This window comes from Synechococcus sp. MIT2312, assembly GCF_059772315.1.
In genome coordinates this window covers 17,969-42,467 of sequence record NZ_CM186281.1, presented here as the reverse complement: position 1 = coordinate 42,467, position 24,499 = coordinate 17,969, and the positions used below count along the sequence as shown (strand labels likewise).

Here is a 24,499-nt window from a genome sequence, read left to right as displayed (position 1 = left end):
ACCGTTCTGACGATTGCCGTGAAGTTCACCTCCTGTCTTCTGGCCGCTGCCATGGCCACCTGCACTGTGGAGATGATCCCTGCGGCAAGCGTCCGAGCCGATCTCGAGGTTGCACAGGCCCTCAATGCACCGCGAACCAATCTCACCTCAAGCCAAGCCCAAAGCGCCGCCAACGAACTGCTCACATCGATCCAAACGAAGAACGCAAAGGGGATCTACAAACTGTTGGCGGCGCCCCTGAAATCAGCCACCAGCGTGGAGGCCATCAGCCAGCGCCTGCAAAGCGCGCCCATGATCGAATCCTTCCGAGTGGTCTCGATCAATCCAGGTCTCGACGACACAACCGTGGAAACGGTGGCCATCACCAACAGCGGCACCCGTGAGCTGCCTCTGCTGCTGGTGCTCGATGACGACGGACAACTGCTGGCCTGGAAGTGGGTCGAGACGATGCTCCCCATCGAACAGACGGCACTGAAGTTTGTGCAGGATCTGGATGCCGGTCGTTGGATCGCAGCCCGCTATTACCTGGATCTCGACTTTCAGAAGGAGATCTCCCCTGCTGACCTCAAACGCAAGTGGTCGAAGCTGGAGCGGGTTCTCGGAGGTGTGAAGAGCATCAAGAGCGCGCTTGCAGCCTCGAGCAGCAGTGAGCAGCAACTGGTGTTGGTCACGATTGAATTCGGCAACATGACCGACAACCTCTTCGTGATCTTCAACCGCCAGGGGCGGATCATCAACGTCGACTTCTCAGCGGATCTGGTCTGAAATCCCTGGCAGGGAAGGAGTTTGAGCAGGCTTTCCGCTTAAGCTCCCGGCCTAAGAAAGCTCCGTCGTCATGACCATCACTGTGCAGGACTGGATGGTTGAGGATGCCCAGCGACTGGCGGAGTGTCGTCACGACCACCCCTTTTCCATTCTCGGCCCTCAATCCCAAGACAACGGTGGCTGGGTCATCCGTGTCTGGATGCCCGAAGCCAGCAACGTGACTCTTCTGACCGGTTCAGAGGAGATCGCCATGGCAACTCCACACCATCCCTGGATCTTCGAAACCGAGATCGATCACAACCCGGGAAGTACCTACAGGGTGCGCGTGAACCGCGGAGGGATCACCCATGAACAGCATGACCCCTGGGCCTTCCGTCAGGAATGGATGGGCGAGATGGACCGCCATCTGTTCGCGGAGGGGAATCACCATCACATCTGGCGGCGCATGGGTGCCCATCGCTGCGAGCAGGACGGCGTCGAGGGGGTGATGTTCTGTCTGTGGGCTCCGAACGCCCGCAGCGTCAGCGTGATCGGCAACCTCAATAGCTGGGATGGTCGCCAGCACCCCATGCAACAGCGCCTCGGCGGAATCTGGGAGCTGTTCGTCCCTGAACTGGCTGAAGGAGAGCTTTATAAGTACGAAATCCGTACTCAGGACGGCCACTGCTATCAGAAGGCCGATCCCTACGGCTTCCAGCACGAAGTGCGTCCAGCCACGAGCTCCCTGGTGAGCCATCTCGATGGTTTCAGCTGGACCGACAGCAGCTGGATGCAGTCACGCGACAGCAGCAATGTGCTGGACCAGCCGATCTCTGTGTATGAGATGCACCTTGGCAGCTGGATTCACGCCTCCGCTGAGGAACCTTTCATTGAGGCCGATGGCAGCGCCCGGCCACCGGTCCCCGCAGCAGATCTCAAACCAGGTGCTCGCCTGCTCACCTATCCGGAACTGGCTGATCGGCTGATTCCCTATGTGAAGGAGCGGGGCTTCACGCACATCGAACTGATGCCGATCACCGAGCATCCATTTGATGGCTCCTGGGGTTACCAGGTCACTGGCTGGTATGCCCCAACCAGCCGTTACGGAACCCCCGATGAATTCAGGGCTTTTGTCGACCGATGCCACGCCGAGGGCATCGGCGTGATCATCGACTGGGTGCCAGGTCACTTTCCCCGTGACAGTCACGGTTTGGCCTTTTTTGATGGCTGCCACTTGTATGAGCACGCCGATCCACGCATCGGCGAGCACAAGGAATGGGGCACGCTGATCTTCAACTACAGCCGCAATGAAGTTCGCAACTTCCTTGTGGCCAACCTGGTGTTCTGGTTCGACCAGTTCCACATCGACGGCATCCGAGTGGATGCGGTGGCGTCCATGCTCTACCGCGACTACCTGCGGCCGGACGGCGAGTGGCTACCCAATGAGAACGGCGGGCGCGAGAACACCGAAGCGGTGCGTTTCCTTCAGCAGGCCAATCACGTGCTCTTCCAGCATTTCCCAGGAGCGCTGTCGATTGCGGAGGAATCCACCACCTGGCCGATGGTGACCCAGCCCACCGACAACGGTGGGCTGGGCTTCAATCTGAAATGGAACATGGGTTGGATGCACGACATGCTCGATTACTTCGAGCTGGATCCCTGGTTCCGACAGTTTCATCAGAACAACATCACCTTCTCGATTTGGTACACCTACACCGAGAATTTCATGCTTGCCCTGAGCCACGATGAAGTGGTGCATGGCAAGAGTCATCTCCTGCACAAGATGCCTGGAGACGACTGGCAGAAATACGCGAACACGCGCGCTCTTCTGGCCTACATGTGGACTCACCCAGGCAAGAAAACCATCTTCATGGGCATGGAATTCGGCCAGAGAGCCGAATGGAATGTGTGGGGCGATCTGCAGTGGGACCTGCTGAATCACGAACCGCATCAAGGGCTTCAACTTCTGGTGGGCGATCTCAATGCTCTCTACAAGGCAGAACCGGCTTTATGGAGAGATGACTTCGATCAGTTCGGCTTCCAGTGGATCGATTGCAACGACAACCGCCATTCAGTGATCAGCTTCATGCGCAGGGAAAGCAGCAGCGGAACCTGGCTTGTGGTGGTTGCCAATTTCACTCCTCAGAGCCATTCCCACTACAGGGTTGGCGTGCCACTGGCGGGCTTTTACTCAGAGATCTTCAATACAGACGCAGCCAAATACGGCGGCAGCAATCTGGGCAACATGGGAGGCAAACCCACCGATGAATGGGGAATTCATGGATACGACAACTCTCTCGACCTGTGCCTGCCACCGTTAAGCCTGATGGTGTTCAGACACGATCCGAAACGCAGCTTGAACGCTGTTGAACAAACCGAGCGCGACTGAATCCACGCCAACGATGTGACGAACCGCTCAGCATGCCTGGAGTCCAGCGCTTTTGCACGGTTTCTTCAGGTAGGTTTCCGACTGATTTGATTTCGGCTTGATGAGCGACTCTCTGCCTCTGTTACTGCGTGCAGCCCGTGGTGAAGCGGTGGAGCGTCCTCCGGTCTGGATGATGCGTCAGGCCGGCCGTTACATGAAGATCTACCGCGATCTGAGGGACAAGTACCCCAGCTTTCGCGAGCGCTCTGAAAACCCCGATCTCTCCTACGAGATCTCGATGCAACCCTTCAGGGCCTTCAAGCCAGACGGGGTGATTCTGTTCTCCGACATCCTCACGCCACTTCCCGGCATGGGAATCGACTTCGACATCATCGAGAGCAAAGGGCCTCAGATCGGTGATCCGATTCGCAATCTCGACCAGGTCAATGCTCTGCGACCCTTGATTCCCAGCGAATCCATGCCCTTTGTGGGCGAAGTGCTGGGTCGTTTACGTGAGAGCGTCGGCAATGAGGCGGCTGTGCTGGGTTTCGTTGGTGCTCCCTGGACACTGGCTGCCTACGTCGTGGAAGGCAAAAGCAGCAAGAACTATGCGGTGATCAAGGCCATGGCCTTCCGTGAGCCCGAATTGCTGCACAAACTGCTCAACCACTTCGCCGAGTCCATTGCCAACTATCTGCGCTACCAGATCGATTCCGGGGCACAGGTGGTGCAGATGTTCGACTCCTGGGCAGGGCAACTGAGTCCAGCCGACTACGACGTCTTCGCGGCTCCTTATCAGAAAAAGGTGGTCGACCTGGTCAAGCAGACCCATCCCGACACCCCGTTCATCCTCTACATCTCCGGCAGCGCCGGCGTGATCGAACGGATGGCCCAGACCGGTGTGGACATCATCTCCCTCGACTGGACCGTGGACATGGCAGAAGCCTGTGCACGACTGCCCGAACACATCGGTGTTCAGGGCAATGTTGATCCCGGCCTGCTGTTCGGAACCCCTCAGGCCATCGAAGCCCGAATCGATGACTGCGTTCGCAAGGCCAGAGGCCGCCGCCACATCCTCAACCTCGGCCATGGAATCCTTCCCGGCACACCTGAGGAGAATGGAGCGGCCTTCTTCACCGCAGGCAAGAGCGTGATGGACCGAGTCGGGGCTCTCGCTTGAGTCAGTCCACCACTCCGTCGCGCATCCTGATCACGGGTGCCAGCGGCTGCGTCGGGCAATACACCACCTCATGGCTGCTGGAGAACAGCGACGCTGAGCTGCTGCTCTGGTTGCGTGATCCCGGCAAACTCACTGCGGTTGCCGCGGATCATCCGCGCATCCAACTCCTGGTGGGCGACCTTCGCGACGCCGATCGATTCGCATCTGAGCTGGCCGGTGTGCAGCGTGTGATCCACACGGCCACTGCCTGGGGTGATCCCGAACGGGCTCAGCAGGTGAATGTTGTGGCCGTGAAGCGAATGCTGTCATTGCTCAATCCATCCTTGATCGAGCAAATCACCTATTTCTCAACAGCCAGCATCCTGGATCGGCACCTGCAGCCCTTAACCGAAGCACTGGCCTACGGAACTGAATACATCCAGACCAAGGCCCAGTGTCTGAAAGATCTTGAGGAGCATCCTCTCGCTGAGAAAATCGTTGCCGTCTTCCCCACTCTGGTGTTCGGAGGCCGAGTCGACGGCAGCAGCCCGTTCCCGACCAGCTACCTCACCGAAGGCCTCGCAGAGGCCAGCAAATGGCTCTGGCTGGCTCGATTCCTGCGGGCCGATGCCAGTTTCCACTTCATCCATGCAGCAGACATCGCTGCGATTTGCGGCCATCTCGCCACCCATCCCCATCAACGCAATCCGGAGCCTGGCCAGGGAGCTGTACGCAGAATTGTGATGGGGCAGAAGGCCATCAGCGTCAATGAAGCAGTGGCCAGCCTCTGCCGCTGGCGGGGAGTTCGACGAACTCCTGGCATCCCGCTCTGGCCTTGGTTGATCGAAACACTGATCAGGGTGCTGCCGATCGAGGTCAATGCCTGGGATCGCTTTTCCATTCGTCAGCGCCATTTCATTCACCAACCCGTGACCCAGCCAGAGCGCTTCGGCGACAAAAGCCATGCCGCAGATCTTGAATCGGTCTTGATGGATTCAGGTTTACCGAGACGGGGATCACCCTGAGATACGCCTATAATTAGGCAACTTCAACAGTCGTCATGCTGAAGAGCCTCAAGTCGATTTTCTACTCCGCACTCGCCCTTGTGCTGGCCTGCACTATGGGTGTTGCTTCCGCAAGTGCCGCCACCGTTGAGGTGAAGCTTGGCGCAGATTCCGGAATGCTGGCTTTCGAGCCCAGCTCCGTTACGATCAAAGCCGGTGACACCGTCAAGTTCGTCAACAACAAGATGGCCCCTCACAACGCCGTCTTTGAAGGTCACGACGAATACAGCCACCCCGATCTGGCGTTCTCACCCGGCGAATCCTGGGAAGAGACCTTCGGTGAAGCTGGTACTTACGACTTTTACTGCGAGCCCCACCGCGGTGCTGGCATGGTTGGTCAGGTGATCGTCGAGTGATCGGCTCGGACAACACCTGATTTTTCAGATTTCAAGATATTCAGACCCCAGATTGTCAACGTTCAACCTGGGGTCTTTTCATGCTGTTGATGATGGATAGGTTTGGCTGAGAGATGAACGCCAAGGGATGCCAAACCCCGCTTCTGCACTGGCACTGATCCTCAGCCTTTGCCTCACTCTCGGAGCGGCTCTGCCGGCAAGAGCCATGACTGACCCGGACCTGTCGCATGGAGCCCAGCTGTTCTCCAGCAACTGTGCTGCCTGCCATATGGGTGGCGGCAACGTCATCAGAGCCACTCGCACCCTGAGCCAGGCGGACTTGCAGGCCTACCTCGACTCCTACAACCAGCATCCGATTGAAGCCATCGAGCACCAGATCGAGAGCGGTAAAAATGCAATGCCTTCCTACGAAGGCAAGCTAAGTCTCAGGGAAATCGATGATGTGGCTGCCTTCGTCGAGAAACAGGCCGAGAAGGGGTGGTCACGATGAGCAGAGAAGCATTGAGTGCCTTTGTTCATGCGCTCGAACACAGTGCATCGCTGAGACGACAACTGCATGGCTGCTCCAATGATGCTGACATTGTTGCTTTGGCAAGAAGTCTCGACTTCGCTTTGAGTCGTGCCGATCTGATCGAAAACGATCAGACCTTAAACATGGAGAGCTGGTTCAACCGCAGCGCTCTGGGAATCAGAACCCACGGCAGCAGAGACTGAGTCTTTGTGGCCCGGGCCATGCCAGTCGTCACCCTGCTGAGCGACTTCGTTGATGGAACCTCCATGGCGCTCAGCGAAGACACGGAGGCACCAAGTCTCAACAGCTACATGGTCCGCAACCCAGGTCAGCTCTGGGCAGGCATGCAACAACGACGCCTGACGAGAAACCTGACTCGACGACGAAGGGGGCCTGGAACTCTGTATTACGCGCCGACGGAAACGGCCCAGGCTTGCGTGGATGCCTACCTGCAGACCGAGACAGGGTCCTGCGAAGAACAGCAGCAGCAGCACGCCATGCGGGCCAGTGGCGTCGAAATCGCGCCCCATGTGGGAGAAGCGATTGAACGCAAAGCACTGTTCAGCCGTCAGCAACGCAACCTCACCCGCCAGGCGCAGGCCAAAGGATTCGGCAGAACACGAATCGCGCCGAAACGGTAGCAACCGACACATTTTTAACTTCCTTTAAGGATTTTGGCCACACGCTGTCCTGGGCCCTGCTGATCAACGAAAGTGCATTCGCTCGAGAATGCTCATGAACGACACCGTTCACAACCGTCGCGGGACCAGCCTGAAGTGGGAAACCAACGGAGAACTGGCTGGAGCCGATCTGCGCAACATCCTGCACCGGCTTCAGCAAGCCGACCCCAATGCTCAGGGGTTGAATCAATGTGATCTGGTTGATCGACCACGACAGGTGTAACTGAACGGGCCCGGACGCCGGTTATCAAGGCCTGAGATCAGAGCAGCTCGGCCATGCGATCCACGCTGGATCCGATGCATTCGACCACATATCCCTCCAACCCCTGATCGTCATGGCCTGGCCTGAGCCTGAAAAGATAGGCATTCACCCAGGCCGTTTCGGCGTTGTTGACATCGTGACCGCGATCGACAAAACCGAGCTTCTGACGAAACAGGTGTAGAAGAATCGCCAGCACATCCTGCCGGGACAGGCTTTCAGGATCGATCAAGGGCAGCTGATCCCTGATCTCAAGAAACGAGATCGAAGCCGAATAATCAAAATCCTCCGGCACCACAACCGACATCAGCACCTCCTCGATGCTGGGATGGTAAGTGCGACAGTCGCAACGACTTTCCGTCAGCCATGAGCCCTGAACCCAACGACCGCCATCACTGGATCGAAGAGATCGCGTTTCTTGAAGCCCGCCTGAATGGCAGTCAGGGAGAGATCGACAAGGAGGATCGTGCCGCCTGTGAAGAAGCCCTCAAAGCAGCAAAAGTCAATCTTGGGGTCTGTCGCTGAGACGGACCTTATGACCGAAGCGTGTGGCACGGAGAGACGAAACTCTGCCGCTTCGCGAAGAGCTGCTTGCGAGGCCTTGAAGCACTCTGGAGGCGAATCGTTTCAGACAGGAGCTTGGCCTGCAGCGACTTCTGGCGGTTCTCCTGATCACGCCAGTACTGCTGGATCGTGCGCGGCCAGTGCTCGGACACACGATCCAGCTTGGGGATCCTGTCGCCGGAGATATTGATCACAGACATGCAGCTCACCATCCATGAGGTCATCTCCAACCCCTAGCCACAGTCCAACGGAGTGGCAGCCCTATCGTCACTGAGGCGGGGATGCTGTATCAGAGCGATTGGAAGCGTGCTTGCGGCTCCACTCTGTCAACTCTGGCTCGCTGACCTGGTCGCATCGATGTCGCTTTTCAGCTCACAGCGGGGAAGCTGCTGGTGATACTGGGCAGGTTCGCGCATGGCCCAGTACTCATCCACCACACCCAGAAGGTGTGCTCCGACCCGAGTCAGCCATGACCGTTTCTTCATGCCTTCATCCTGCCGAACGGAGGACGTTTCAGCCACGAAGACCAGACTGCCGGTCAGGGTTCCTGAGTCTGCGATCGGACTCGGACTGTTCAATCCATTGCCTCCACTCCGAAGCGGTCGTTGGCGATACAGACTCAACCAGGGCGTTGTCGGTCCAGTAGTCGGGTGAATCGAGAATCCCCAGGTGCAGAGGACAGGACGGTGCAGCCTTCACAACCCACTCCTTCAGATTTGCTTAACCATGGCCCATGCCTTGGTTGGGATGCAACTGCTGCTCACACATGCCTTGAGTGGAGCGACGCAGTGGAAGACGTGAAGCTGGTGAGATCCAAGCCGACCCGACGAACCAGCAGACCAAAGAATGAGCAGTTCATCGGAGACCTGCTTGCCATGCCGTCCCGATGGATGCAGTGAATTTCAGCCCAAGTGCGAAGCGCACCGATGAAAGCATCCAAATCCATTGCACCCAAGAGTGGAGTTGACCCTCAGGTCAACTCCACTCGTCCGCCTTTCAGCATCAACTTCAGAAGCCAGCCTGGATTGATTGTTCAGACCAAAACAGATCACTAGAGCCGGATAGCAGGATCGTTTTTACGGCGTCACTTGAATCATCTTTCAAATAAAGAATTGAACGATCATTGGCATCTATTTCAGCAGTGATTCCCTTTTCGTAGATCAATACGTCTTCTTTTTTGTTGTAGTCAAGGAAGATTGACTGGCCAAACAAATCACCCTTGGAAAATGCAATGACATCACGCCCTTTTCCAAGCAACCACAACGACTGCCCCCTTCCTGGCTTGACAAAATCACCACCATCTCCGGAGTTAAATGTCATGGTCCCATGCAAACTACTCTCACCTGGCCCAATGATCACATCCGCAAAGCGGCTTCCTGTTACACGATCCACTCCACCAGCCATTGAGATGAATGTACTGAAGTTATCCGGAAGGAAGTCACTTCCAAAGCCCACCAGATCATCAATCCGAACATCCTCAAAAGCATCATTACTAATACGCGTGCGACCTTGAAGCGTGTTCTTAAATTCAGAGGTCAACTCAGCGGCGGAAATCGTATCACTACTGACCGAATTACGAGCAAAGGCAGCGAATTTAATCGTGTTGTCATTGATGGCGAAATGACTCTTGTAATCACTTAGACCTCCACCAATGTCGCTCTTCTCAAGTGATTTCTTTTGATCCAAATTAAACCATCCATCGCTAGGATAAGCGTTATCGTTAAGATCTACATCGGAACTTGAGGCCAAAGACAACCAACCCTCAGCAGCAAATTCGCCAGTGCCAGGAATCTTTAAGTTGTCAATAATAAACTCTTGCCCCATGAAAGTATCAATGCGAAAATCATCGTTGACAGTGATTTCTTCATAACTTCTGCCAACCAATGGATTGGCAGCATTTGAAAAGCCTTCTCCGTTACTACCCGTATTCAAGGAAGAGGATGCAAGTTGAAAATTCTCAAAGGAACGAACTAACACCACAAGCTCACCAATGAGTTCGGACTTTCTATTTTTAAGCCATGTACCATTCGACGACTGGAATCTTTCCAATTGCGTATATTCTTCCAACCTTTTTTGCAAAAACTCCTTATAAAAGATTTCAGATGCTTGGTCAAGCGTTGAATTCGGATTTCCATTTACACCAAACCTACGATTAACGCTCTTCATGAGCTCAAAAGCACCTTCTGAACGAACAAACGCTTCGGGGAATGTCTTCCACTGATCAAAATCAGTAAGTCCATCAGTAAAGGAAAGACCGTCTGGTTTTAAAACGCCAGTGCCGCCGCCACCGCCACCAAAAAACAGCGTATCATTGATACCAACAATCTTTCCATAATTTGTCGTTGTCGAGTCAATATTTGCATACCTCTCAGTTATTTCACTAAAAACAATCCCGGGAATAGGGATGGGGTTAACAACATTTTTAGCAATCTTCTCATCAAGAAGCTCTCGCCAATAAGTCTGGGTGGGTATTCTCTGGTCGATTGTCAACTGATTGATCGAAATTTCTTTGCCATCTGAACCCAATGCCGTGAAAGGTCCTTTTTTCTTGTCTAGGATGGCAGCAGAAGTAGCAAAAGTAGCCTTAACGTCAAAAACAGGATAATCAGTATTTTCTAATTCTTTGGCACTGAGTTTCTCTTGATATGCAAACCCAAAACCAACACCACGCTGAAGCGCATTAAGAACTTTTGAATCAATTTTTAAAGCATTCTGATCATTCAAAGACAAATCAATTGACGAAGACTGGAATCGCTGGTTAAGAACAAGCAAGCCGTACAAAGTCGCCGAACTACCTGTCCAAGCAAATCCTATTTTCGGAGAATAAAGTGAGCCATCTGCTGAATCGGGAAAATTAAAAACCAGATCACTGGAAACCTCCTTGACCTCATAATTCAAGATCGCATTACGTAGTTCTTCGATCGTCGAAATAATGTCTCTTTCAGCCATAATGCGTTATTACAAACCTTTCATTCATAAAGACATAAACAGAAATCGTCGCTCGCCTTAATGAAAACATAAGATGCTTTGTAGCATCGAAAACATCTTCATGACAGTTTGACCGAAAACAACTTTTCACTGAAGCGTCATTCTATGCTCGTAATAAGAATCGAGATCAAGACCACAGACACAACGCAGGTGTTGAGCGCCTCAAGATGAATCGCTCCCGCAGCGATTTGATGAATACGTTCACCTGTCAGTGGCCGAGCATCGTTCCAGTCGCGAGATCGACTTGACCCTGGAGAATCTGATGTCTGACCTGGCGCGAAGACCAAAGAAAACCTGGAGCAGGAGCCACTGAATAGGCCCTCTTCACACCCTTTCAGGAGGAGCTGCAGAAACGTGATGGCCTCAAGGATGCAACGAGCCCTGGCCATGGGGCTTGGTCTCGGAATCGCCAGCGCCAGCATCGGCGCAGCCTCCGCCTGCACCAGCTTCACGTTGAGAGGCAATGACGGTGGAAGGGTGTACGGCCGAACCATGGAATTTGCCAAACCACTGAACAGCGAGGCCGTCCTGATCCAACGCGGCACCCTGATCCAAGGAGCCGGTCCATCAGGCCAGGAGGGAAGCGGTCTGAGCTGGACAAGCCGGTACGCGGTGATCGGCCTGAACGCCGTCGGAGTCAACGACGCGCTCGTCGATGGCATGAATGAGAAGGGAATGGCAGGAGGATTGCTGTATTTCGAGGGCTACGCACGGTTTCAGAACGTTCCTGCCGATCAGAGCGATCGCTCGATTGCCAGCTGGCAATTGCTCGCTTATGTCCTGAGCAATTTTGAGTCGGTTGCTGAAGTCAAACAGTCGCTCCCAAGCGTTCTGGTGAATGGATCGGTCCTGAAGGCCTTTGGCGGAACTGTTCCCATTCACATGATTCTGCACGATCGCGATGGAAACAGCCTCTCCGTGGAATACATCAAAGGGGAGCTGAACATGCTCGATAACCCGACCACCGTCTACACCAACTCCCCACCGCTTCCCTATCAACTGATTGCAGCCGGTAACTACGGCAACCTCAACGCCATGCCACCGGCAGAGATCACAGTGAACGGGCTGGCACTGCCTCCTGTCAGCGCCGGCGCGGGATTGCAGGGTCTGCCAGGCGATTTCCTTTCCACATCAAGGTTCATCAGGGCACTGATCTTCAGCAGAAATGCGCCCACCGATCTGAGCTCAGCCGACCAGGTGGGAACAGCCTTCCATCTGCTCGACCAGTTCGATTTACCTCCGGGAAGCCAGGGCATTCCAGCTGGAGGCGGATTTGGAGGAGGTGGCTCGAAAGCCACCTTTGAAATCACGGAGTGGTCGGTCGTGTCTGATCAGAAAAACGGCACCTATTCCATCAAAACTTTTGAGAACCCCGATGTCAGACAGATGAGGTTCTCAGACCTGCCGTTGTCTGGTGGATCCATCAAAGTGATGGCACTCGATCAACCGCAGAGGATCACCATTCTGAGGCCTTGAAAGAGACTGATGAGTTCTTCCTCAACATTCAAGTTGCGAGCACAGTGGCCCTGAGATTCCAAGCATCAATCAAGTTGCATCCCTGCAGAATCAACGTCAAAGACTAAAAAAAGACCATCCCACTCAAGTGCCGCTCACCCGGGCTGACGGGCCGCGGTGAGCACGGCCAGATAGAGATCCTCATCAACTTCCCGGATGTCGTACTCGGAGGGCATGGCACCGTGATGATGTTCATGAACCACGGTCCAGCACATCCTCTCCAGATCCGAGGGCGAAGCTCCATAGAGCTCTCGAACTCTGGCCACCAGTGTCGTGACCAGAGTCGGATTCACAGGGGTTTCATCCACCTTGATCGCTGCATGATTCGGTGGACCCTACCGATCCGGATCGGTTGGCCGCATGCTGGCGTGCAGACCGAACCGACTGGATCGGTTCCCCCTGGCTCAAGCCTGGATCCGCCCCATACGGTGACTGCAGTACCAACGGACTCATGCAACCCACGGCCGAACAATTCACTGAAAAGGCCTGGGCCGCGATCCTCTCGGCCCAGAACCTGGCCCAGAAGCGACGCCATCAGCAACTGGAGACCGAGCATCTGATGCTGGCACTCCTCGAACAGGACGGACTGGCCAGTCGCATTCTCGAAAAAGCCGATGTGACACCATCCGCTCTGCAGAGCAACCTGGAAGCCCATCTCAGTCAGCAACCGGCGCTGCAGTCTCCGCCGGAATCCGTTTACCTAGGCAAAGGGCTTAACGCCCTGCTGGATCGTTCCGAATCTCTCAAACAGGGGTACGGAGACAGCTATATCTCCATCGAACACCTGCTGCTCGCATTAGCAGAGGATTCCCGCTGCGGACAACGCCTGCTCAGTCAGGTGGGTGCCGACGCCAAAGCCCTGAAAACCGCCATTGATGCCGTGCGCGGCAGCCAGACCGTGACCGATCAAAACCCAGAAGCCACCTACGAATCGCTGGAGAAATACGGACGTGATCTCACGGCGGCCGCCCGCGACGGCAAGCTTGATCCTGTGATCGGCCGTGACGAGGAGATCCGCCGCACCATTCAGATCCTCAGCCGCAGAACCAAGAACAATCCGGTGTTGATCGGCGAGCCCGGCGTCGGCAAGACCGCCATTGTCGAAGGGCTGGCTCAGCGCATCGTCAACGGCGATGTTCCTCAGGCGCTGCAGAACCGACAGCTCATCGCCCTCGATATGGGAGCCCTGATCGCAGGTGCCAAATATCGCGGCGAGTTCGAGGAACGGCTCAAAGCGGTTCTGAAGGAGGTCACCGACTCCGAAGGACAGATCGTTCTGTTCATCGATGAGATCCACACGGTGGTTGGGGCCGGCGCCACTGGTGGCGCCATGGATGCCAGCAACTTGCTCAAACCGATGCTGGCCCGAGGCGAACTGCGCTGTATCGGAGCCACAACACTCGACGAACACCGTCAGCACATCGAAAAGGATCCAGCTCTTGAGCGTCGCTTCCAGCAGGTGCTGGTCGACCAGCCCACGGTGGAGGACACGATCTCGATCCTGCGCGGACTGAAGGAACGCTATGAAGTGCACCATGGCGTTCGCATCGCCGACAGTGCACTGGTGGCTGCCGCCGTGCTCAGCAGCCGCTACATCGCCGACCGATTTCTGCCGGATAAGGCCATCGATCTGGTGGATGAATCCGCCGCGCGACTGAAGATGGAGATCACCTCCAAACCGGAGGAGATCGATGAAATCGATCGCAAGATCCTGCAACTTGAGATGGAGAAACTCTCGCTCGGCCGTGAATCCGATGCCGCCAGCCAGGAGCGGCTGGAGAAGCTCGAGCGGGAACTCGCGGAACTCTCAGAGCAGCAGAGCACTCTCAATGCTCAGTGGCAGCAGGAGAAGGGAGCGATTGATGAGCTCTCCAACCTCAAGGAGGAGATCGAGCGTGTACAGCTACAGGTGGACCAGGCCAAGCGCAGTTATGACCTCAACAAGGCAGCTGAACTGGAATACGGAACTCTCGCCACACTCCAGAAGCAGCTGGCGGAGAAGGAGGCCGCACTGAGCGAGGACGACGACAACGGTCAGGAGAAGTCGCTGCTGCGTGAGGAGGTCACCGAAGATGACATCGCCGAGGTGATCGCCAAATGGACCGGAATTCCTGTGGCCAAGCTTGTGCAGTCGGAGATGGCCAAGCTGCTTGGGCTCGAGAATCAGCTGCATGAGCGCGTGGTGGGTCAACAGCAGGCCGTCACCGCCGTCGCCGATGCGATTCAGCGTTCACGCGCCGGGCTCAGTGATCCCCACAGACCGATTGCCAGTTTCCTGTTCCTCGGTCCCACCGGTGTCGGCAAAACCGAGCTGTCCAAGGCCCTGGCAGCTCAGCTGTTTGACAGCGAAGACGCGATGGTTCGCATCGACATGAGTGAATACATGGAGAAGCACACGGTCAGTCGTCTGATCGGGGCTCCTCCTGGATACGTCGGCTACGAGGCAGGGGGACAGCTCACTGAAGCCGTGCGCCGTCGGCCTTACGCCGTGATCCTGTTCGACGAAGTGGAGAAAGCGCACCCCGACGTGTTCAACGTGATGCTGCAGATCCTGGATGACGGTCGGGTCACCGACGGCCAGGGTCGAACTGTGGATTTCACCAATGCCGTGCTGATCCTCACCAGCAACATCGGCAGCCAGTCAATCCTGGATCTCGGCGGAGATGACGGTCAGCACGACGAAATGGAACGGCGGGTGAATGAAGCCCTTCGCGGCCATTTCCGACCTGAATTCCTCAACCGGCTCGATGATCAGATCATCTTCCACAGTCTGCGCAGAGACGAACTACGCCAGATCGTGAGTCTGCAGGTGGACCGCCTGCGTCAACGTCTGATGGAGCGCAAGCTCAGTCTGACGATCAGCGACAACGCCACCGATTGGTTAGCCAATGCCGGTTATGACCCGGTGTACGGCGCCCGACCACTCAAGCGTGCCATCCAGCGCGAACTGGAAACCCCAATTGCCAAAGCCATCCTGGCCGGACATTACGGCGACGGGGATGACGTCACTGTGGATGTGCAGCCGACCAGCGGCAGCGAAGAGCAACGGACACTGGTGCTGCGCTGATCACTGGCCTGGTTGCGGGTTCGCAGTGCTGAACCACTCGGGAAGAGCCTCATAACAAGCGCCATTGGCCTGGTTCTCACGCGCCTCCACCTTCCAGCAGCAGCTGCGGCCGGCATCACGTTCCAGTAACAGGGTGTTGGCCCAGCCCCAGACCAAGCGTGCAGTGGCTTCCATCCCGACGTTGTCCATCACCCGCAGATCCAGCGCACCCTGTGTGTGCAGGGTCTGCCATTGCTGCATCAACGGATCATCAGCATTCACCAAAAAGGTGTGATCGAACTGGTGCCTGAGCTGCTTCTCGAGGGGCCTGAGACTGGAGAAATCCACCACAAACCCACATGGGTCGAGGTGGGTCGCGGCGAACCACACGGTGAAGCTGCGGCTGTAACCGTGCACGAACCGGCAATGTCCGGGATGCTGCCACTGCCGATGGCAACAGGGGTACCCCTCGAAATGCTTGCTGCAGGTGTGACCAGCGGAGGGCAGAGGCATCGGGCGGATAAAGAGGACGGCACTGCGGCAGGATTCCTCCTGTCTACATCTGCAGCACGCGCGGACCGATGCAGCCCCTCACCTCAGCATTCATTGATCAGCTCCGTTTCAATGAGGCGGGCCTGATCCCCGCGATCGCCCAGGACTGGCTGGATGGTGCCGTGCTGATGGTGGCCTGGATGAACAGAAACTCCATCGAACTCACCCTGAGCAGCGGTGAGGTCCATTACTGGAGCCGCTCGCGCCGGGAGCTTTGGCACAAGGGCGCCACCAGCGGCCACACCCAGAAAGTGAGAAGCATCCGTTACGACTGTGATGCGGATGTGATTTTGGTCTCGATCGAACAGACCGGCGATGTGGCTTGCCACACCGGCGCTCGCAGCTGCTTCTATGAAGACAGCGACCAGCGTGCCCCGGGAGGAGCTGACGCGCTCCCACCTCCGGCGGATGCCTGCACGGAGTTAATGCGCGTGATCGAAGGCCGCCGCGATCAGCCTGAGGAGGGCAGCTACACCAACAAACTGCTGAAGGGAGGTGACAACAGCATTCTCAAAAAAATCGGAGAGGAGAGTGCGGAGTTCGTCATGGCTTGCAAGGACGACAACGCCGACGAGATCGCTGGAGAGGCGGCCGACATCCTCTTCCATCTGCAGGTGGCCCTAGCCCATCACGGTGTGAGCTGGCGCCAAGTGCAGTCAGTCCTGGCGGCTCGGCGTGGAGCCCCGCGCAGACCTTGATCAGGGTGTGCAGGGAGACTCAGAACTGATCACCACTTCATCTCCGAGCCGCACCGTTTTGAGCAGGTCAGTCATCACCTTCTGATCCACGTTGATGCAGCCACCGGTGATCGACTTGCCCACACGGGTGGGATCGTTGGTGCCGTGAATCGCGAAGCTGTACCAGCGGAATTTGCCGTCGTAGGTGTTGAAACGAAAGGGCTGTGGGGTTTCAGGCACAGGTGCGAGGCTGATGTAACCCTCGCCGTACTCACCCGTTTCACCATCCCCCTTGAAATCGATCGCACTCATGTTGCGAAAGAGGTTCTCGCGCAGATAGGTCTCGGTTTTTCCGGACTCCTTCACCAAAGCGGGATCCATCACAAAGCGATCCTCACTGAGGATTGCGTTCACACGAAAGGTGCCCAGGGGAGTCCATCCCTCCTCAAACGTTGTTCCAGCACAGGCAATGCCGTTACGGCCATAGCCAACCTTGAAGCGAAGGGGTTCACGTCCGTTTTTGATCTCTCCAGTGCTGGCGGAGGGCTCAGCGGCATCCAATTGGATACGGATGCTGTCTTTGGAGCTACGCCCTTCACTGGGAAAAGGACCGGAGGAACCACATCCGGCAACCGAAACGAGTACGGCACCCATGAGCAGTGAACGCATCAGGCTGCATGAGCGCAGCAAGGTCGCAATCCTCAAGGCCAGCAATTGTTCACTCCCGTCAGGATGCCGAGTTTTGGGCGGCCTGTCAGAAGCTTGGAGCGTGCGTCAAAAGCATCGTCACTGATCTGCGGAATCGGCAGGCTTGAAAGGCTCACCGAAACGGGTGGGCTGATCACGTAACCAGTTCAGCGTGCCTCGATCCCGAGCGGATGGAGACAGCACCGGGGAGGCTCCCTGCACCGGAGCAAGGGCATCGGCCGGGTCAACGCTATGCCCCCAGAGACCGAAGGCATGGCCCAACTCATGCAATGCGGTGGCCTGCAGGGACTGCGCCCTCAGTTCCGGTGAGACCAGCACGGTCACGCCGGGTTCCAGTCGCCAGATGTCTGCGCGACGCACCTCCAGCAATTGCAGCACTGCACGACCATTGCTGGCTCGCCAGCCCCCCGACAGCATGCGCCGGGGCGGCCGACGGCGTTCCACCCGAATATGAGCCCGGTTGCGGTCACTGACACGCGTGATCGGCAACAGAGGCATCCATTGATCCAAAGCGGCATCAATGGCATTCAGCCAGCGTCGCTCCCATCGATCCGCCACCTCACCAGCTGCAGGCTCGACCCAGACACACCAGCGAGGCAGAGATGGAATCCCGAAAGCCGTGGTCGCCAAACGCGCCCCGTATCCAGGTGCTGTTTCGGCAGCCGCAGCGGTGAAGGGCTGACCCTCCAGCTTGCGAACCTGCTGAACCGGTGGACAAGGGTCATCAAGCATCGAACGCGTTACTCAGGCAGCAGGAAGACCAACACCTCTAGCCATCAGTGTGGCGAGCATCGGAACGAGGGCAAATCCCACCAGCTCCACATTGATGATCCAGCTGAGGCGGGTTGCCAGCGCTTGGCCCACCTTCGGCAACTCACCCTTGCGCAGCGGAATCGCCCAGAGGACATAGGTGACTGTGGGATAGAGCGACAGCCCTCCAACACTCAGATAAAGACCGACTTTCCACCAGAACAGGGGGTTTTCGGTGTAGAAGTCGCTGCCCTGACCGAAATAGAGCACCCGCAGGATTCCAGTCACCAGCAGAGCAAGTGCTGCAATTCCGTAAATGATGTCAGTGATCACCATGGCCGTGGCGGTCCTGCGATCCGGATCAGGACGAATCAGCCGGCGCTCCACCACCAAAGCCGCGAAGCAGAGCATGAAGCTCAGGTAATGGACGTAGGCCACTCCAGCGCTCTTGGCAATCTCCGGAGTCAGCGCAGAGGCCAGCAACATGAGCTCGAATCATTTGTTGCTGGCGACAGTAGCGGCTGAGAGGAAGCCCGCGTCGCTTTCGTGGCGAAGGTCTGTTCAACCAATTCCAGGCAAATATGAAGCGAAACGAATCACACTGTGAACAAAACTTGAATTCGGTACAAATTCAGAATTACGTCTGAAATGTGAATTCCGCAGTCTTCATTACACGCGCCAAATAAAAAGCCTTTCGCCCTAGGTTCAATAAATCCTGGCGTACATGTGATGGTGAGTTCACTGAGTGCATTTCTAGGCGAAATCGGCAGACATCAACTATTGACTCCTGAACAGGAGTTAACCATGGGTCGCAAAGTTCAGGCGATGGTGGCTCTGAACGAGCGTTGTCAGCTTGCAGGCGGAAGTGGACCGGAATGCGTTTACAACGACGAAGAGAAGCGCACGATTAAACGGGGAGAAAGAGCCAAGAATCAGATGATCACGTCCAACCTCAGGTTGGTCGTGAATCTTGCGAAGCGATACCAGGGCAAGGGACTTGACCTGCTGGACCTGATTCAGGAAGGCACGCTTGGACTCACACGCGCCGTCGAGAAATACGACCCAACTCGTGGTCACCGTTTTTCCACCTACGCCTACTGGTGGATCCGCCAGGGCCTGAACCGCGCTCTTTCAACGCAGAGCCGCACCATTCGCATTCCCGTGAATGTGAATGAAAAACTCACCAAACTGCGTGCTGCCAAGGCACGACTGATGCAGAGCAATGGCTTGCCTCCAACATCAGAACAACTTGCCGAGTCGATGCAAATCTCCCTCAGCGAGGTGGAAGATCTGCTTGGTTGTGAATTACGCAGTGTGACGGTCAGCCTTCAGGGGGTTGTCAAGTCAAAATCTGATCCTTCAGAGCTTGTTGACGTTCTCCCCAGTGATGAAATTCCACCGATGGAACGGGCGGAAATCGCTGAAAGAACAGCTTCCGCATGGAAGCTGCTGGACAAATCCAATCTCACGCCCAAAGAACGGACGGTCGTGATGCTGAGATTCGGCCTCGATGGCAGCCATGAATGGCGCACGCTGGCTGAGGTGGCCCGGCACATGAACTGCAGCCGTGAGTACTGCCGCCAGGTGGTGCAACGCGCCCTGCGCAAACTCCGCAAAACCGGCATTCAACACGGGCTTGTCGAGATGAGCGTCTGAACGGGAACCCACCCCCTGGTGATTCGGCTCTCCTCCTGGCAGAGGCGCCTGGCGGGGTGAGATTGTTAGGACTGAACGCCTGTCCGCCATCGTCATGACATCGAGCTCCTCTTCAGGAACCACGGAGTTCAACCCCGGGTTCAACGATGAGGTGGTGGATGCTGAAGTGCTCGACAGTGAAGTCATCGATGAGTCTGTGTTTCGGCAACTGCTGAAACGGGCTGGACGATCGATTGCTCGCCCAGCCCTTGAAGCGATGGAGATGCTGCTTGATCCGGCAACGCCTCCTCAAGCAAGGTTCACCCTGCTGGCAGCACTCACCTATCTCCTCGTCCCCACAGACCTCATCCCGGATCTGTTGCCGGTGGCCGGTTTCAGTGATGACCTGGTGGCCATCACCGCAGTCATGGGTCTGTGCCGGAATCACATCACTCCCGAGATCAGGCAACGGGCGCAACGCAGACTGGATCAATGGTTGCCGATCCACCGCCCATGAGCCGCTGGTCACGAGACTTGGAGGACGATCTTGCAGCACTGCTGAAAGACTGGCTCAAGCAGCAAGGGCGTACCCAGTCGGACCTCCGCCGCAGCCTCAGAGCGACATCCACCCGAATGCCCGCGCTGATGGAAGTGCTGGAGCGAGAGCATGTCCTTGGGGGCATGCCTCGATTAGCAGCCCGGCTCTGCTCGATCGAAGCCGAGTGGGCAGCCGATCCTGGGGCACCTGCGCCTGAGGGTTCAGGCTCCAGCGCCGCTCAGAACAATGCCGATCCCTTCGGTCAGTTGGATCTGCTGCTGAGAGAAATTAGAGACGACTGCACCGGCTGAACACGATCGCAGGCAACATGGGGTTATCTGTTTGGTTCTCCATGGCCTCCGTCCCGCAACGACTGCTCGGCGTCAGCCTCCTCACCGCTGTCAGCGTGACGATTCCTCAGGCCGTGAAAGCTCAATCAGAGGTCTGGTTGCTGGGCCCTAACAGCCGTACCGGTGAGCAGAGCACCGTGGTTCCCACCGACTGCGTCGAAGGAGCGGATGGATCGATCACCTGTAACACCAAAATCGAGAATCCTCCTGGCGACACACCCGCCAAGCCTTACTTCAACCCGTTCAGCAGCAACTGAGCACAGTGATTCAATCCCGTCGCAAACGCAGAAGTTTCCTGCAGTGGGTTGATGCGGGTGAAAAGCAGGTCGCCATCCTGCTCACCGCAATCACAGCGGTTGTGATCGCGGCTTCGCTCGTGCAGCTCACCATCCGGGTTGCGTTGTCGCTGATCACCAATGAACAGGATTCCTACTGGCTCGGCGATGGTCTGATTCGCATCCTTGGCGATCTGCTGACCGTACTCATCGCCCTTGAAGTCCTGCAGAACATCACCAGTTACCTGCGTCGCCATGTCGTGCAGGTCGAACTGGTGCTGGTCACTGCACTCACGGCCGTTGCCAGAAAAGTGATTGTGCTGCCCAAAGGGGCGGAAGATAAACCTCAGCTTTTGATTGGTCTTGGCGTTTCCGCTATTGCGTTGGCGGGGGCTTACTGGCTCGTCAAACGATCGAATGAACCGGATGCTCGCCAGGACTCTCATTCCAGTAAAGAGCGAGCCACACCGTTCCCGGGTCAGCATCCGTCCTCTCAACGCGATGACGCCGACCGGCTGGAAGCATCAACTGATCCCCCACGCTGAGTTCAACCCATTCCTGTGGATCGTCAAGACGCAGGCGCGCGCTCCCTTTCAACAAAGTGAGCCACTCATGCTCCTTCTGTTGGTACCAGAAGCCGTCTGGACTGCGCGATCCATTGGAAATGATTTTGATCAGCCTCCAATCCTGGCCTGAGCACAACTCCTCTTCGATTTCCTGCCCTGAAGCGGAAGGCTCCCAGGCCAGCAGATTGGATCGGCGTGGCGACTCAACACTCGGCTCTCCCCAGCGTCGGCCAATGCTGTATCCCCATGACCGGGCCAGTTGCACAACTCCGTTGTGATCAGAGCATGCGGCCAACTGACGACGACGTTCCGGATCAGCCTCAAGGCTGCTGACCAATGCGTTGAGCTGTTGAACCTTCAACAGAAAACGCTGCAGATCCTCTTCCGCCATCAGATCAAGAACAACTGTTGTGATCCTGACAACCCACAGATTCAGATCCGACCAGTGGCTTGCACCAAGGCAGACTGAAATCATCGGCTGATTGACGATGAGAACTGTGCTGGCAGGTGCCCTGATGCTGATTGCACTTCTCTGGCAGAGTTCAAGCGCCTGGGGCCTGAATGGATCTGGAGCGCAACTGTTTGATCTGCATTGCGCTGGATGTCATCCCAACGGTGGCAACATCATTCGTCGAGGACGAACACTGAAGCTCAAGGCTCTCGAGAAACGAGAGCTCAACAATGCTCAAGCGATCGCGCAGATTGCCCGTGAAGGAATTGGTCAAATGAGCGGTTATGCCGATGCTCTTGGCGAAGGGAATGACGTCGTGGTTGCCGACTGGATCTGGCGGCAGGCTCAGAATGCCTGGATCCAGGGATAAACATCCAGATGAGTCCAGATTCCTTCTCGCCAATAGACATCTGCTTCCAGCAGAGCTCGCACAGTTGATTCACTGTCGGACTCAAAGACTGCGAAAACGTGTGTACTGCCAACAGTCGGTCCAAGGGTGATCAATGTCCCACTTTCCTTGAGGGCTTTAAGCCGCTCGAGATGCTCATCGCGAAACGGAGCTCTTTTTTCCAATGCGTTGTCGCAATAGGTCCCCCAGAGAACGAAGCGGGCCATAGTTTCACCTCCGGTTAAAAAAATCTGCGCCGAATGGTTGACGCGCACTGCACATTAAGCGCTATGTTCAGAAGGTAGATTGTTTTTATTATGATGCTCACTGGTGCTGAACTCCTTGCAAAGGTCAAGGATTTAGGTGACGTCTCCAAGACAGACCTGGCCACTGCCTGTGGGTATGTCTCAAAAAAGAAGGATGGTTCTGATCGCGTTAACTTCACTGCTTTCTACGAAGCTCTTCTCAATGCCAAGGGCATTGAACTTGGTGGTGGTTCCGCTGGTATTGGCAAGGGTGGTCGCAAGCTTTCCTACGTTGCAACTGTCCAAGGAAACGGCAACTTGTTGATTGGCAAGGCTTACACCGCCATGCTCGATCTCAAACCTGGTGATGAGTTCGAGATCAAGTTGGGTCGCAAACAGATCCGTCTCGTTCCCGTGGGTGGTACGGACGAAGACGAAGAGTGATCTTCAGCCGGCTGCTGCACGCAGTTCACGGCAAAATTCACCTGCTTCCGCCGCTGCGCAACCTCGTTGAGCAGCGGCGATTCTTTTGACTAAGGCACTGCCGACAATCGCTCCATCGGCACCCCATGCCCGCACCTGACGGACCTGCTCAGGACCGGAGATTCCAAATCCCACAGCAACAGGACCGGCTTCACATCGCTTCAGAGAAGTGACTAACTGGCCGACACGTTCTTGAAGACTTGTGCGTTCTCCGGTGACTCCAGTCACAGAGACCAGATAAGTGAAGCCACGACTGGAAGCAGCAATGCGCTCCATGCGTTGTTCAGGTGTCGTGGGAGCCACGAGCAGAACAAGATCAAGACCATGTTGTGCTGCGAGTGGAGACAAACGTTCCGCTTCCTCAAGGGGAAGATCAGGTACAACCAAACCAGAAACACCAGCCGCGGCCGCTTCAGAAAAAAAGCGTTCCGCGCCTCGATTCAGCAATGGGTTGCTGTAAGTGAACAGCACAACCGGCATGGTGAGTTGTTCACGTAATCCACCCAGCATCTCCAGCACTTTTGCCGGGGTTGTGTTTTGTTCAAGAGCTCGGTGAGCTGCAGCCTGGATCACGGGTCCATCCGCCAGAGGATCGCTGTAGGGAATGCCGAGCTCCACCACATCAGCCCCATGGTTCTGAAGACTGAGCAACACTTCAGCTGTGCTCTTCAGATCAGGATCACCAGCCATCACAAAAGGCATCAGTGCCAGGCGCTGCTCACGGGCGGTCTTCACGAAGACCTCTGCAATGCGAGAGGACAGCTCTGCCACGGATTCTGAAACTGTGATGCGGCGAGCCTAAAGGTCGACTGAAACTACTCAGAGGCCTGAGTGGTCTCCTCTTCGGCAATGGAGGCCATCAGTGCCTGCTGCTGCTCTGGAGTCATGGCATCAAACCGCTCCTGAAGCTGTTGAGCGGTGAGCTGGTCGTAACCGCTGCGATAGCGACGGCGTTGCTGCATATAAGTCATCCGACCCGTCACCACTCTGAACAGATAGGAGCTGGTCCAGATCACCACAACCACAACCAGAAGCGCCTCAGCGGCAATGCCCGCAGAAAACCCCTCCAGTCCAAGAGCTTCAAACAACCAGTAGCCCAAACCACCAGCCAGCAGAAGGCCAAGGCCAAGTTTCAGGACACCGGCACGCGTCAATGCTCAGACCTCACCCTGGCCGCTGAAGCGGAGATTGAGGAATGGAGCAAACACAATCAATCCGGGGAAAAACAGGAACACCAGGGAATAAATCCCCAAACGCTCGTATTTACCCATCACAGTCCAGCGACGTGTCATCCAGGCATAAAGCAGAAGAGGCACGACCACCAGGTAGGCACCACCCAGAGCCACATAGGCACCGATCACCAGCAAGGTGTCCAGGGAAACCGCGTTGAGGAGAGTCTCCATGGTCTGCAGAATGGGCCTTCTCAAGGGAATCTAGAATGCCATCACGGTGCCGGTGACTCGTGGGGGCGTGGCGGAATCGGTAGACGCACGCGACTTAAAATCGTTTGGGATGAAAATCCTGTGGGGGTTCAAGTCCCCCCGCCCCCATCACCGGCAGCGGTACAAGCCGTTTTGTCATGGGCATTCCAGATCACCCTCATTAACTTCGAAAACATGAGGGTGTT

At 56.2% G+C, this 24,499-nt stretch carries 33 protein-coding genes, 1 tRNA gene and 1 pseudogene; 21 read left to right on the top strand and 14 right to left on the bottom strand.

Annotated features, from left to right (window positions below; all coding sequences use genetic code 11):
• The first annotated feature begins 18 nt into the window (after positions 1-18).
• From AC6EI9_RS00250 to AC6EI9_RS00210, 9 genes are all read left to right on the top strand, one after another.
• Positions 19-765: a DUF3887 domain-containing protein gene (locus tag AC6EI9_RS00250; RefSeq protein WP_498468484.1), complete on the top strand. Its 747-nt coding sequence runs from the start codon at positions 19-21 to the stop codon at positions 763-765.
• Between the two features lie 70 nt (positions 766-835).
• Positions 836-3,133 carry a 1,4-alpha-glucan branching protein GlgB gene (gene glgB / locus AC6EI9_RS00245; RefSeq protein WP_498468483.1) on the top strand — a complete coding sequence of 766 codons (2,298 nt, stop codon included), beginning with the start codon at positions 836-838 and terminating at the stop codon, positions 3,131-3,133.
• A gap of 100 nt (positions 3,134-3,233) precedes the next feature.
• On the top strand, positions 3,234-4,292 hold the full coding sequence (gene hemE, locus AC6EI9_RS00240) for a uroporphyrinogen decarboxylase (protein ID WP_498468482.1): 1,059 nt from the start codon (positions 3,234-3,236) through the stop codon (positions 4,290-4,292).
• Positions 4,289-5,296 (top strand): NAD-dependent epimerase/dehydratase family protein, encoded by a 1,008-nt coding sequence (locus tag AC6EI9_RS00235; RefSeq protein WP_498468481.1) that lies wholly within the window; start codon positions 4,289-4,291, stop codon positions 5,294-5,296. Before hemE ends, AC6EI9_RS00235 begins: the two co-directional genes overlap by 4 nt.
• A gap of 35 nt (positions 5,297-5,331) precedes the next feature.
• Complete coding sequence (petE, locus tag AC6EI9_RS00230; protein ID WP_498468480.1) at positions 5,332-5,691, top strand: plastocyanin; 360 nt, start codon at positions 5,332-5,334, stop codon at positions 5,689-5,691.
• Between the two features lie 127 nt (positions 5,692-5,818).
• The gene (locus tag AC6EI9_RS00225) at positions 5,819-6,181 is read left to right on the top strand and encodes a c-type cytochrome (protein WP_498468479.1); all 363 of its coding nucleotides are present in this window, start codon (positions 5,819-5,821) and stop codon (positions 6,179-6,181) included.
• Positions 6,178-6,405, top strand: a complete 228-nt coding sequence (locus AC6EI9_RS00220; RefSeq protein ID WP_498468478.1) for a Nif11-like leader peptide family natural product precursor — start codon at positions 6,178-6,180, stop codon at positions 6,403-6,405. Before AC6EI9_RS00225 ends, AC6EI9_RS00220 begins: the two co-directional genes overlap by 4 nt.
• Before the next feature lie 18 nt (positions 6,406-6,423).
• On the top strand, positions 6,424-6,843 hold the full coding sequence (locus AC6EI9_RS00215) for a hypothetical protein (RefSeq protein WP_498468476.1): 420 nt from the start codon (positions 6,424-6,426) through the stop codon (positions 6,841-6,843).
• Positions 6,844-6,937: 94 nt separating this feature from the next.
• A complete protein-coding gene (locus tag AC6EI9_RS00210; protein WP_498468474.1) occupies positions 6,938-7,105 on the top strand; it encodes a DUF8633 family putative protein in 168 nt (55 codons plus the stop codon).
• A 37-nt stretch (positions 7,106-7,142) separates the two neighbouring features.
• Here the strand turns inward: AC6EI9_RS00210 and AC6EI9_RS00205 are convergent, their stop codons facing one another.
• A complete protein-coding gene (locus AC6EI9_RS00205) occupies positions 7,143-7,448 on the bottom strand; it encodes a hypothetical protein (protein WP_498468472.1) in 306 nt (101 codons plus the stop codon).
• Between the two features lie 59 nt (positions 7,449-7,507).
• On the opposite strand from AC6EI9_RS00205, the gene AC6EI9_RS00200 reads away from it, so the two are divergent.
• Positions 7,508-7,666 carry a hypothetical protein gene (locus AC6EI9_RS00200; RefSeq protein WP_498468470.1) on the top strand — a complete coding sequence of 53 codons (159 nt, stop codon included), beginning with the start codon at positions 7,508-7,510 and terminating at the stop codon, positions 7,664-7,666.
• 8 nt (positions 7,667-7,674) lie between these two features.
• On the opposite strand, the gene AC6EI9_RS00195 is transcribed toward AC6EI9_RS00200, so the two are convergent.
• The 3 genes from AC6EI9_RS00195 to AC6EI9_RS00185 all read right to left on the bottom strand — a co-directional run bounded on the left by AC6EI9_RS00195 (position 7,675) and on the right by AC6EI9_RS00185 (position 10,654).
• Positions 7,675-7,905: a hypothetical protein gene (locus AC6EI9_RS00195; RefSeq protein WP_498468469.1), complete on the bottom strand. Its 231-nt coding sequence runs from the start codon at positions 7,903-7,905 to the stop codon at positions 7,675-7,677.
• A gap of 126 nt (positions 7,906-8,031) precedes the next feature.
• Complete coding sequence (locus AC6EI9_RS00190; protein ID WP_498468468.1) at positions 8,032-8,283, bottom strand: hypothetical protein; 252 nt, start codon at positions 8,281-8,283, stop codon at positions 8,032-8,034.
• 430 nt (positions 8,284-8,713) lie between these two features.
• A complete protein-coding gene (locus tag AC6EI9_RS00185) occupies positions 8,714-10,654 on the bottom strand; it encodes a hypothetical protein (RefSeq protein WP_498468467.1) in 1,941 nt (646 codons plus the stop codon).
• A 396-nt stretch (positions 10,655-11,050) separates the two neighbouring features.
• Between AC6EI9_RS00185 and AC6EI9_RS00180 the strand changes: the two genes are divergently transcribed.
• Positions 11,051-12,169 (top strand): choloylglycine hydrolase family protein, encoded by a 1,119-nt coding sequence (locus AC6EI9_RS00180; RefSeq protein WP_498468465.1) that lies wholly within the window; start codon positions 11,051-11,053, stop codon positions 12,167-12,169.
• Between the two features lie 134 nt (positions 12,170-12,303).
• On the opposite strand, the gene AC6EI9_RS00175 is transcribed toward AC6EI9_RS00180, so the two are convergent.
• Complete coding sequence (locus AC6EI9_RS00175) at positions 12,304-12,516, bottom strand: DUF8662 family protein (protein WP_498468464.1); 213 nt, start codon at positions 12,514-12,516, stop codon at positions 12,304-12,306.
• 143 nt (positions 12,517-12,659) lie between these two features.
• On the opposite strand from AC6EI9_RS00175, the gene clpB reads away from it, so the two are divergent.
• Positions 12,660-15,275, top strand: coding sequence for an ATP-dependent chaperone ClpB (clpB, locus tag AC6EI9_RS00170; protein WP_498470106.1), 2,616 nt, complete (start codon positions 12,660-12,662; stop codon positions 15,273-15,275).
• On the opposite strand, the gene AC6EI9_RS00165 is transcribed toward clpB, so the two are convergent.
• Positions 15,276-15,767, bottom strand: a complete 492-nt coding sequence (locus tag AC6EI9_RS00165; RefSeq protein ID WP_498468463.1) for a 6-carboxytetrahydropterin synthase — start codon at positions 15,765-15,767, stop codon at positions 15,276-15,278.
• 68 nt (positions 15,768-15,835) lie between these two features.
• Here AC6EI9_RS00165 and hisIE point away from each other — a divergent pair, with 68 nt between their 5' ends.
• Positions 15,836-16,504: a bifunctional phosphoribosyl-AMP cyclohydrolase/phosphoribosyl-ATP diphosphatase HisIE gene (hisIE, locus tag AC6EI9_RS00160; RefSeq protein ID WP_498468462.1), complete on the top strand. Its 669-nt coding sequence runs from the start codon at positions 15,836-15,838 to the stop codon at positions 16,502-16,504.
• Here the strand turns inward: hisIE and AC6EI9_RS00155 are convergent, their stop codons facing one another.
• The 3 genes from AC6EI9_RS00155 to AC6EI9_RS00145 all read right to left on the bottom strand — a co-directional run bounded on the left by AC6EI9_RS00155 (position 16,505) and on the right by AC6EI9_RS00145 (position 18,427).
• On the bottom strand, positions 16,505-17,152 hold the full coding sequence (locus tag AC6EI9_RS00155) for a L,D-transpeptidase (RefSeq protein ID WP_498468461.1): 648 nt from the start codon (positions 17,150-17,152) through the stop codon (positions 16,505-16,507).
• Between the two features lie 117 nt (positions 17,153-17,269).
• Positions 17,270-17,923 carry a peptidase gene (locus AC6EI9_RS00150; RefSeq protein WP_498468460.1) on the bottom strand — a complete coding sequence of 218 codons (654 nt, stop codon included), beginning with the start codon at positions 17,921-17,923 and terminating at the stop codon, positions 17,270-17,272.
• Positions 17,924-17,935: 12 nt separating this feature from the next.
• Complete coding sequence (locus AC6EI9_RS00145; RefSeq protein WP_498468459.1) at positions 17,936-18,427, bottom strand: DUF2214 family protein; 492 nt, start codon at positions 18,425-18,427, stop codon at positions 17,936-17,938.
• Positions 18,428-18,670: 243 nt separating this feature from the next.
• Here AC6EI9_RS00145 and AC6EI9_RS00140 point away from each other — a divergent pair, with 243 nt between their 5' ends.
• The 5 genes from AC6EI9_RS00140 (at position 18,671) to AC6EI9_RS00120 (ending at position 21,284) form a co-directional block, all read left to right on the top strand.
• Positions 18,671-19,597: a sigma-70 family RNA polymerase sigma factor gene (locus AC6EI9_RS00140; protein WP_498468458.1), complete on the top strand. Its 927-nt coding sequence runs from the start codon at positions 18,671-18,673 to the stop codon at positions 19,595-19,597.
• Between the two features lie 94 nt (positions 19,598-19,691).
• Positions 19,692-20,093, top strand: a complete 402-nt coding sequence (locus AC6EI9_RS00135) for a YkvA family protein (RefSeq protein ID WP_498468457.1) — start codon at positions 19,692-19,694, stop codon at positions 20,091-20,093.
• Positions 20,090-20,425, top strand: a complete 336-nt coding sequence (locus tag AC6EI9_RS00130; RefSeq protein WP_498468456.1) for a hypothetical protein — start codon at positions 20,090-20,092, stop codon at positions 20,423-20,425. Before AC6EI9_RS00135 ends, AC6EI9_RS00130 begins: the two co-directional genes overlap by 4 nt.
• A 41-nt stretch (positions 20,426-20,466) precedes the next feature.
• Positions 20,467-20,721 carry a hypothetical protein gene (locus tag AC6EI9_RS00125; protein ID WP_498468455.1) on the top strand — a complete coding sequence of 85 codons (255 nt, stop codon included), beginning with the start codon at positions 20,467-20,469 and terminating at the stop codon, positions 20,719-20,721.
• A 5-nt stretch (positions 20,722-20,726) separates the two neighbouring features.
• Positions 20,727-21,284, top strand: coding sequence for a phosphate-starvation-inducible PsiE family protein (locus AC6EI9_RS00120; protein ID WP_498468454.1), 558 nt, complete (start codon positions 20,727-20,729; stop codon positions 21,282-21,284).
• On the opposite strand, the pseudogene AC6EI9_RS00115 reads toward AC6EI9_RS00120, so the two are convergent.
• A pseudogene (locus tag AC6EI9_RS00115) lies at positions 21,247-21,696 on the bottom strand (Nif11 domain/cupin domain-containing protein); the annotation flags it as partial. The gene AC6EI9_RS00120 and the pseudogene AC6EI9_RS00115 overlap by 38 nt on opposite strands.
• 97 nt (positions 21,697-21,793) lie before the next feature.
• On the opposite strand from AC6EI9_RS00115, the gene AC6EI9_RS00110 reads away from it, so the two are divergent.
• A complete protein-coding gene (locus tag AC6EI9_RS00110) occupies positions 21,794-22,126 on the top strand; it encodes a c-type cytochrome (RefSeq protein WP_498468453.1) in 333 nt (110 codons plus the stop codon).
• On the opposite strand, the gene AC6EI9_RS00105 is transcribed toward AC6EI9_RS00110, so the two are convergent.
• Positions 22,102-22,371, bottom strand: a complete 270-nt coding sequence (locus AC6EI9_RS00105; protein WP_115124988.1) for a YciI family protein — start codon at positions 22,369-22,371, stop codon at positions 22,102-22,104. The two genes, AC6EI9_RS00110 and AC6EI9_RS00105, sit on opposite strands and share 25 nt — an antisense overlap.
• Positions 22,372-22,464: 93 nt before the next feature.
• Between AC6EI9_RS00105 and AC6EI9_RS00100 the strand changes: the two genes are divergently transcribed.
• Positions 22,465-22,833 (top strand): AbrB family transcriptional regulator, encoded by a 369-nt coding sequence (locus AC6EI9_RS00100; protein ID WP_114991946.1) that lies wholly within the window; start codon positions 22,465-22,467, stop codon positions 22,831-22,833.
• Between the two features lie 3 nt (positions 22,834-22,836).
• Here AC6EI9_RS00100 and trpA read toward each other — a convergent pair whose 3' ends face one another.
• From trpA to AC6EI9_RS00085, 3 genes are all read right to left on the bottom strand, one after another.
• Complete coding sequence (gene trpA, locus AC6EI9_RS00095; RefSeq protein WP_498470105.1) at positions 22,837-23,574, bottom strand: tryptophan synthase subunit alpha; 738 nt, start codon at positions 23,572-23,574, stop codon at positions 22,837-22,839.
• A 113-nt stretch (positions 23,575-23,687) separates the two neighbouring features.
• Entirely contained in the window at positions 23,688-24,026 is a 339-nt protein-coding gene (locus AC6EI9_RS00090) for a DUF3007 family protein (protein WP_067092961.1), read from the bottom strand.
• Between the two features lie 3 nt (positions 24,027-24,029).
• The gene (locus AC6EI9_RS00085; RefSeq protein ID WP_067092960.1) at positions 24,030-24,275 is read right to left on the bottom strand and encodes an NAD(P)H-quinone oxidoreductase subunit L; all 246 of its coding nucleotides are present in this window, start codon (positions 24,273-24,275) and stop codon (positions 24,030-24,032) included.
• A 61-nt stretch (positions 24,276-24,336) separates the two neighbouring features.
• Here AC6EI9_RS00085 and AC6EI9_RS00080 point away from each other — a divergent pair.
• Positions 24,337-24,422: transfer RNA gene (locus tag AC6EI9_RS00080), tRNA-Leu, on the top strand.
• The last annotated feature ends 77 nt before the right edge of the window (positions 24,423-24,499 follow it).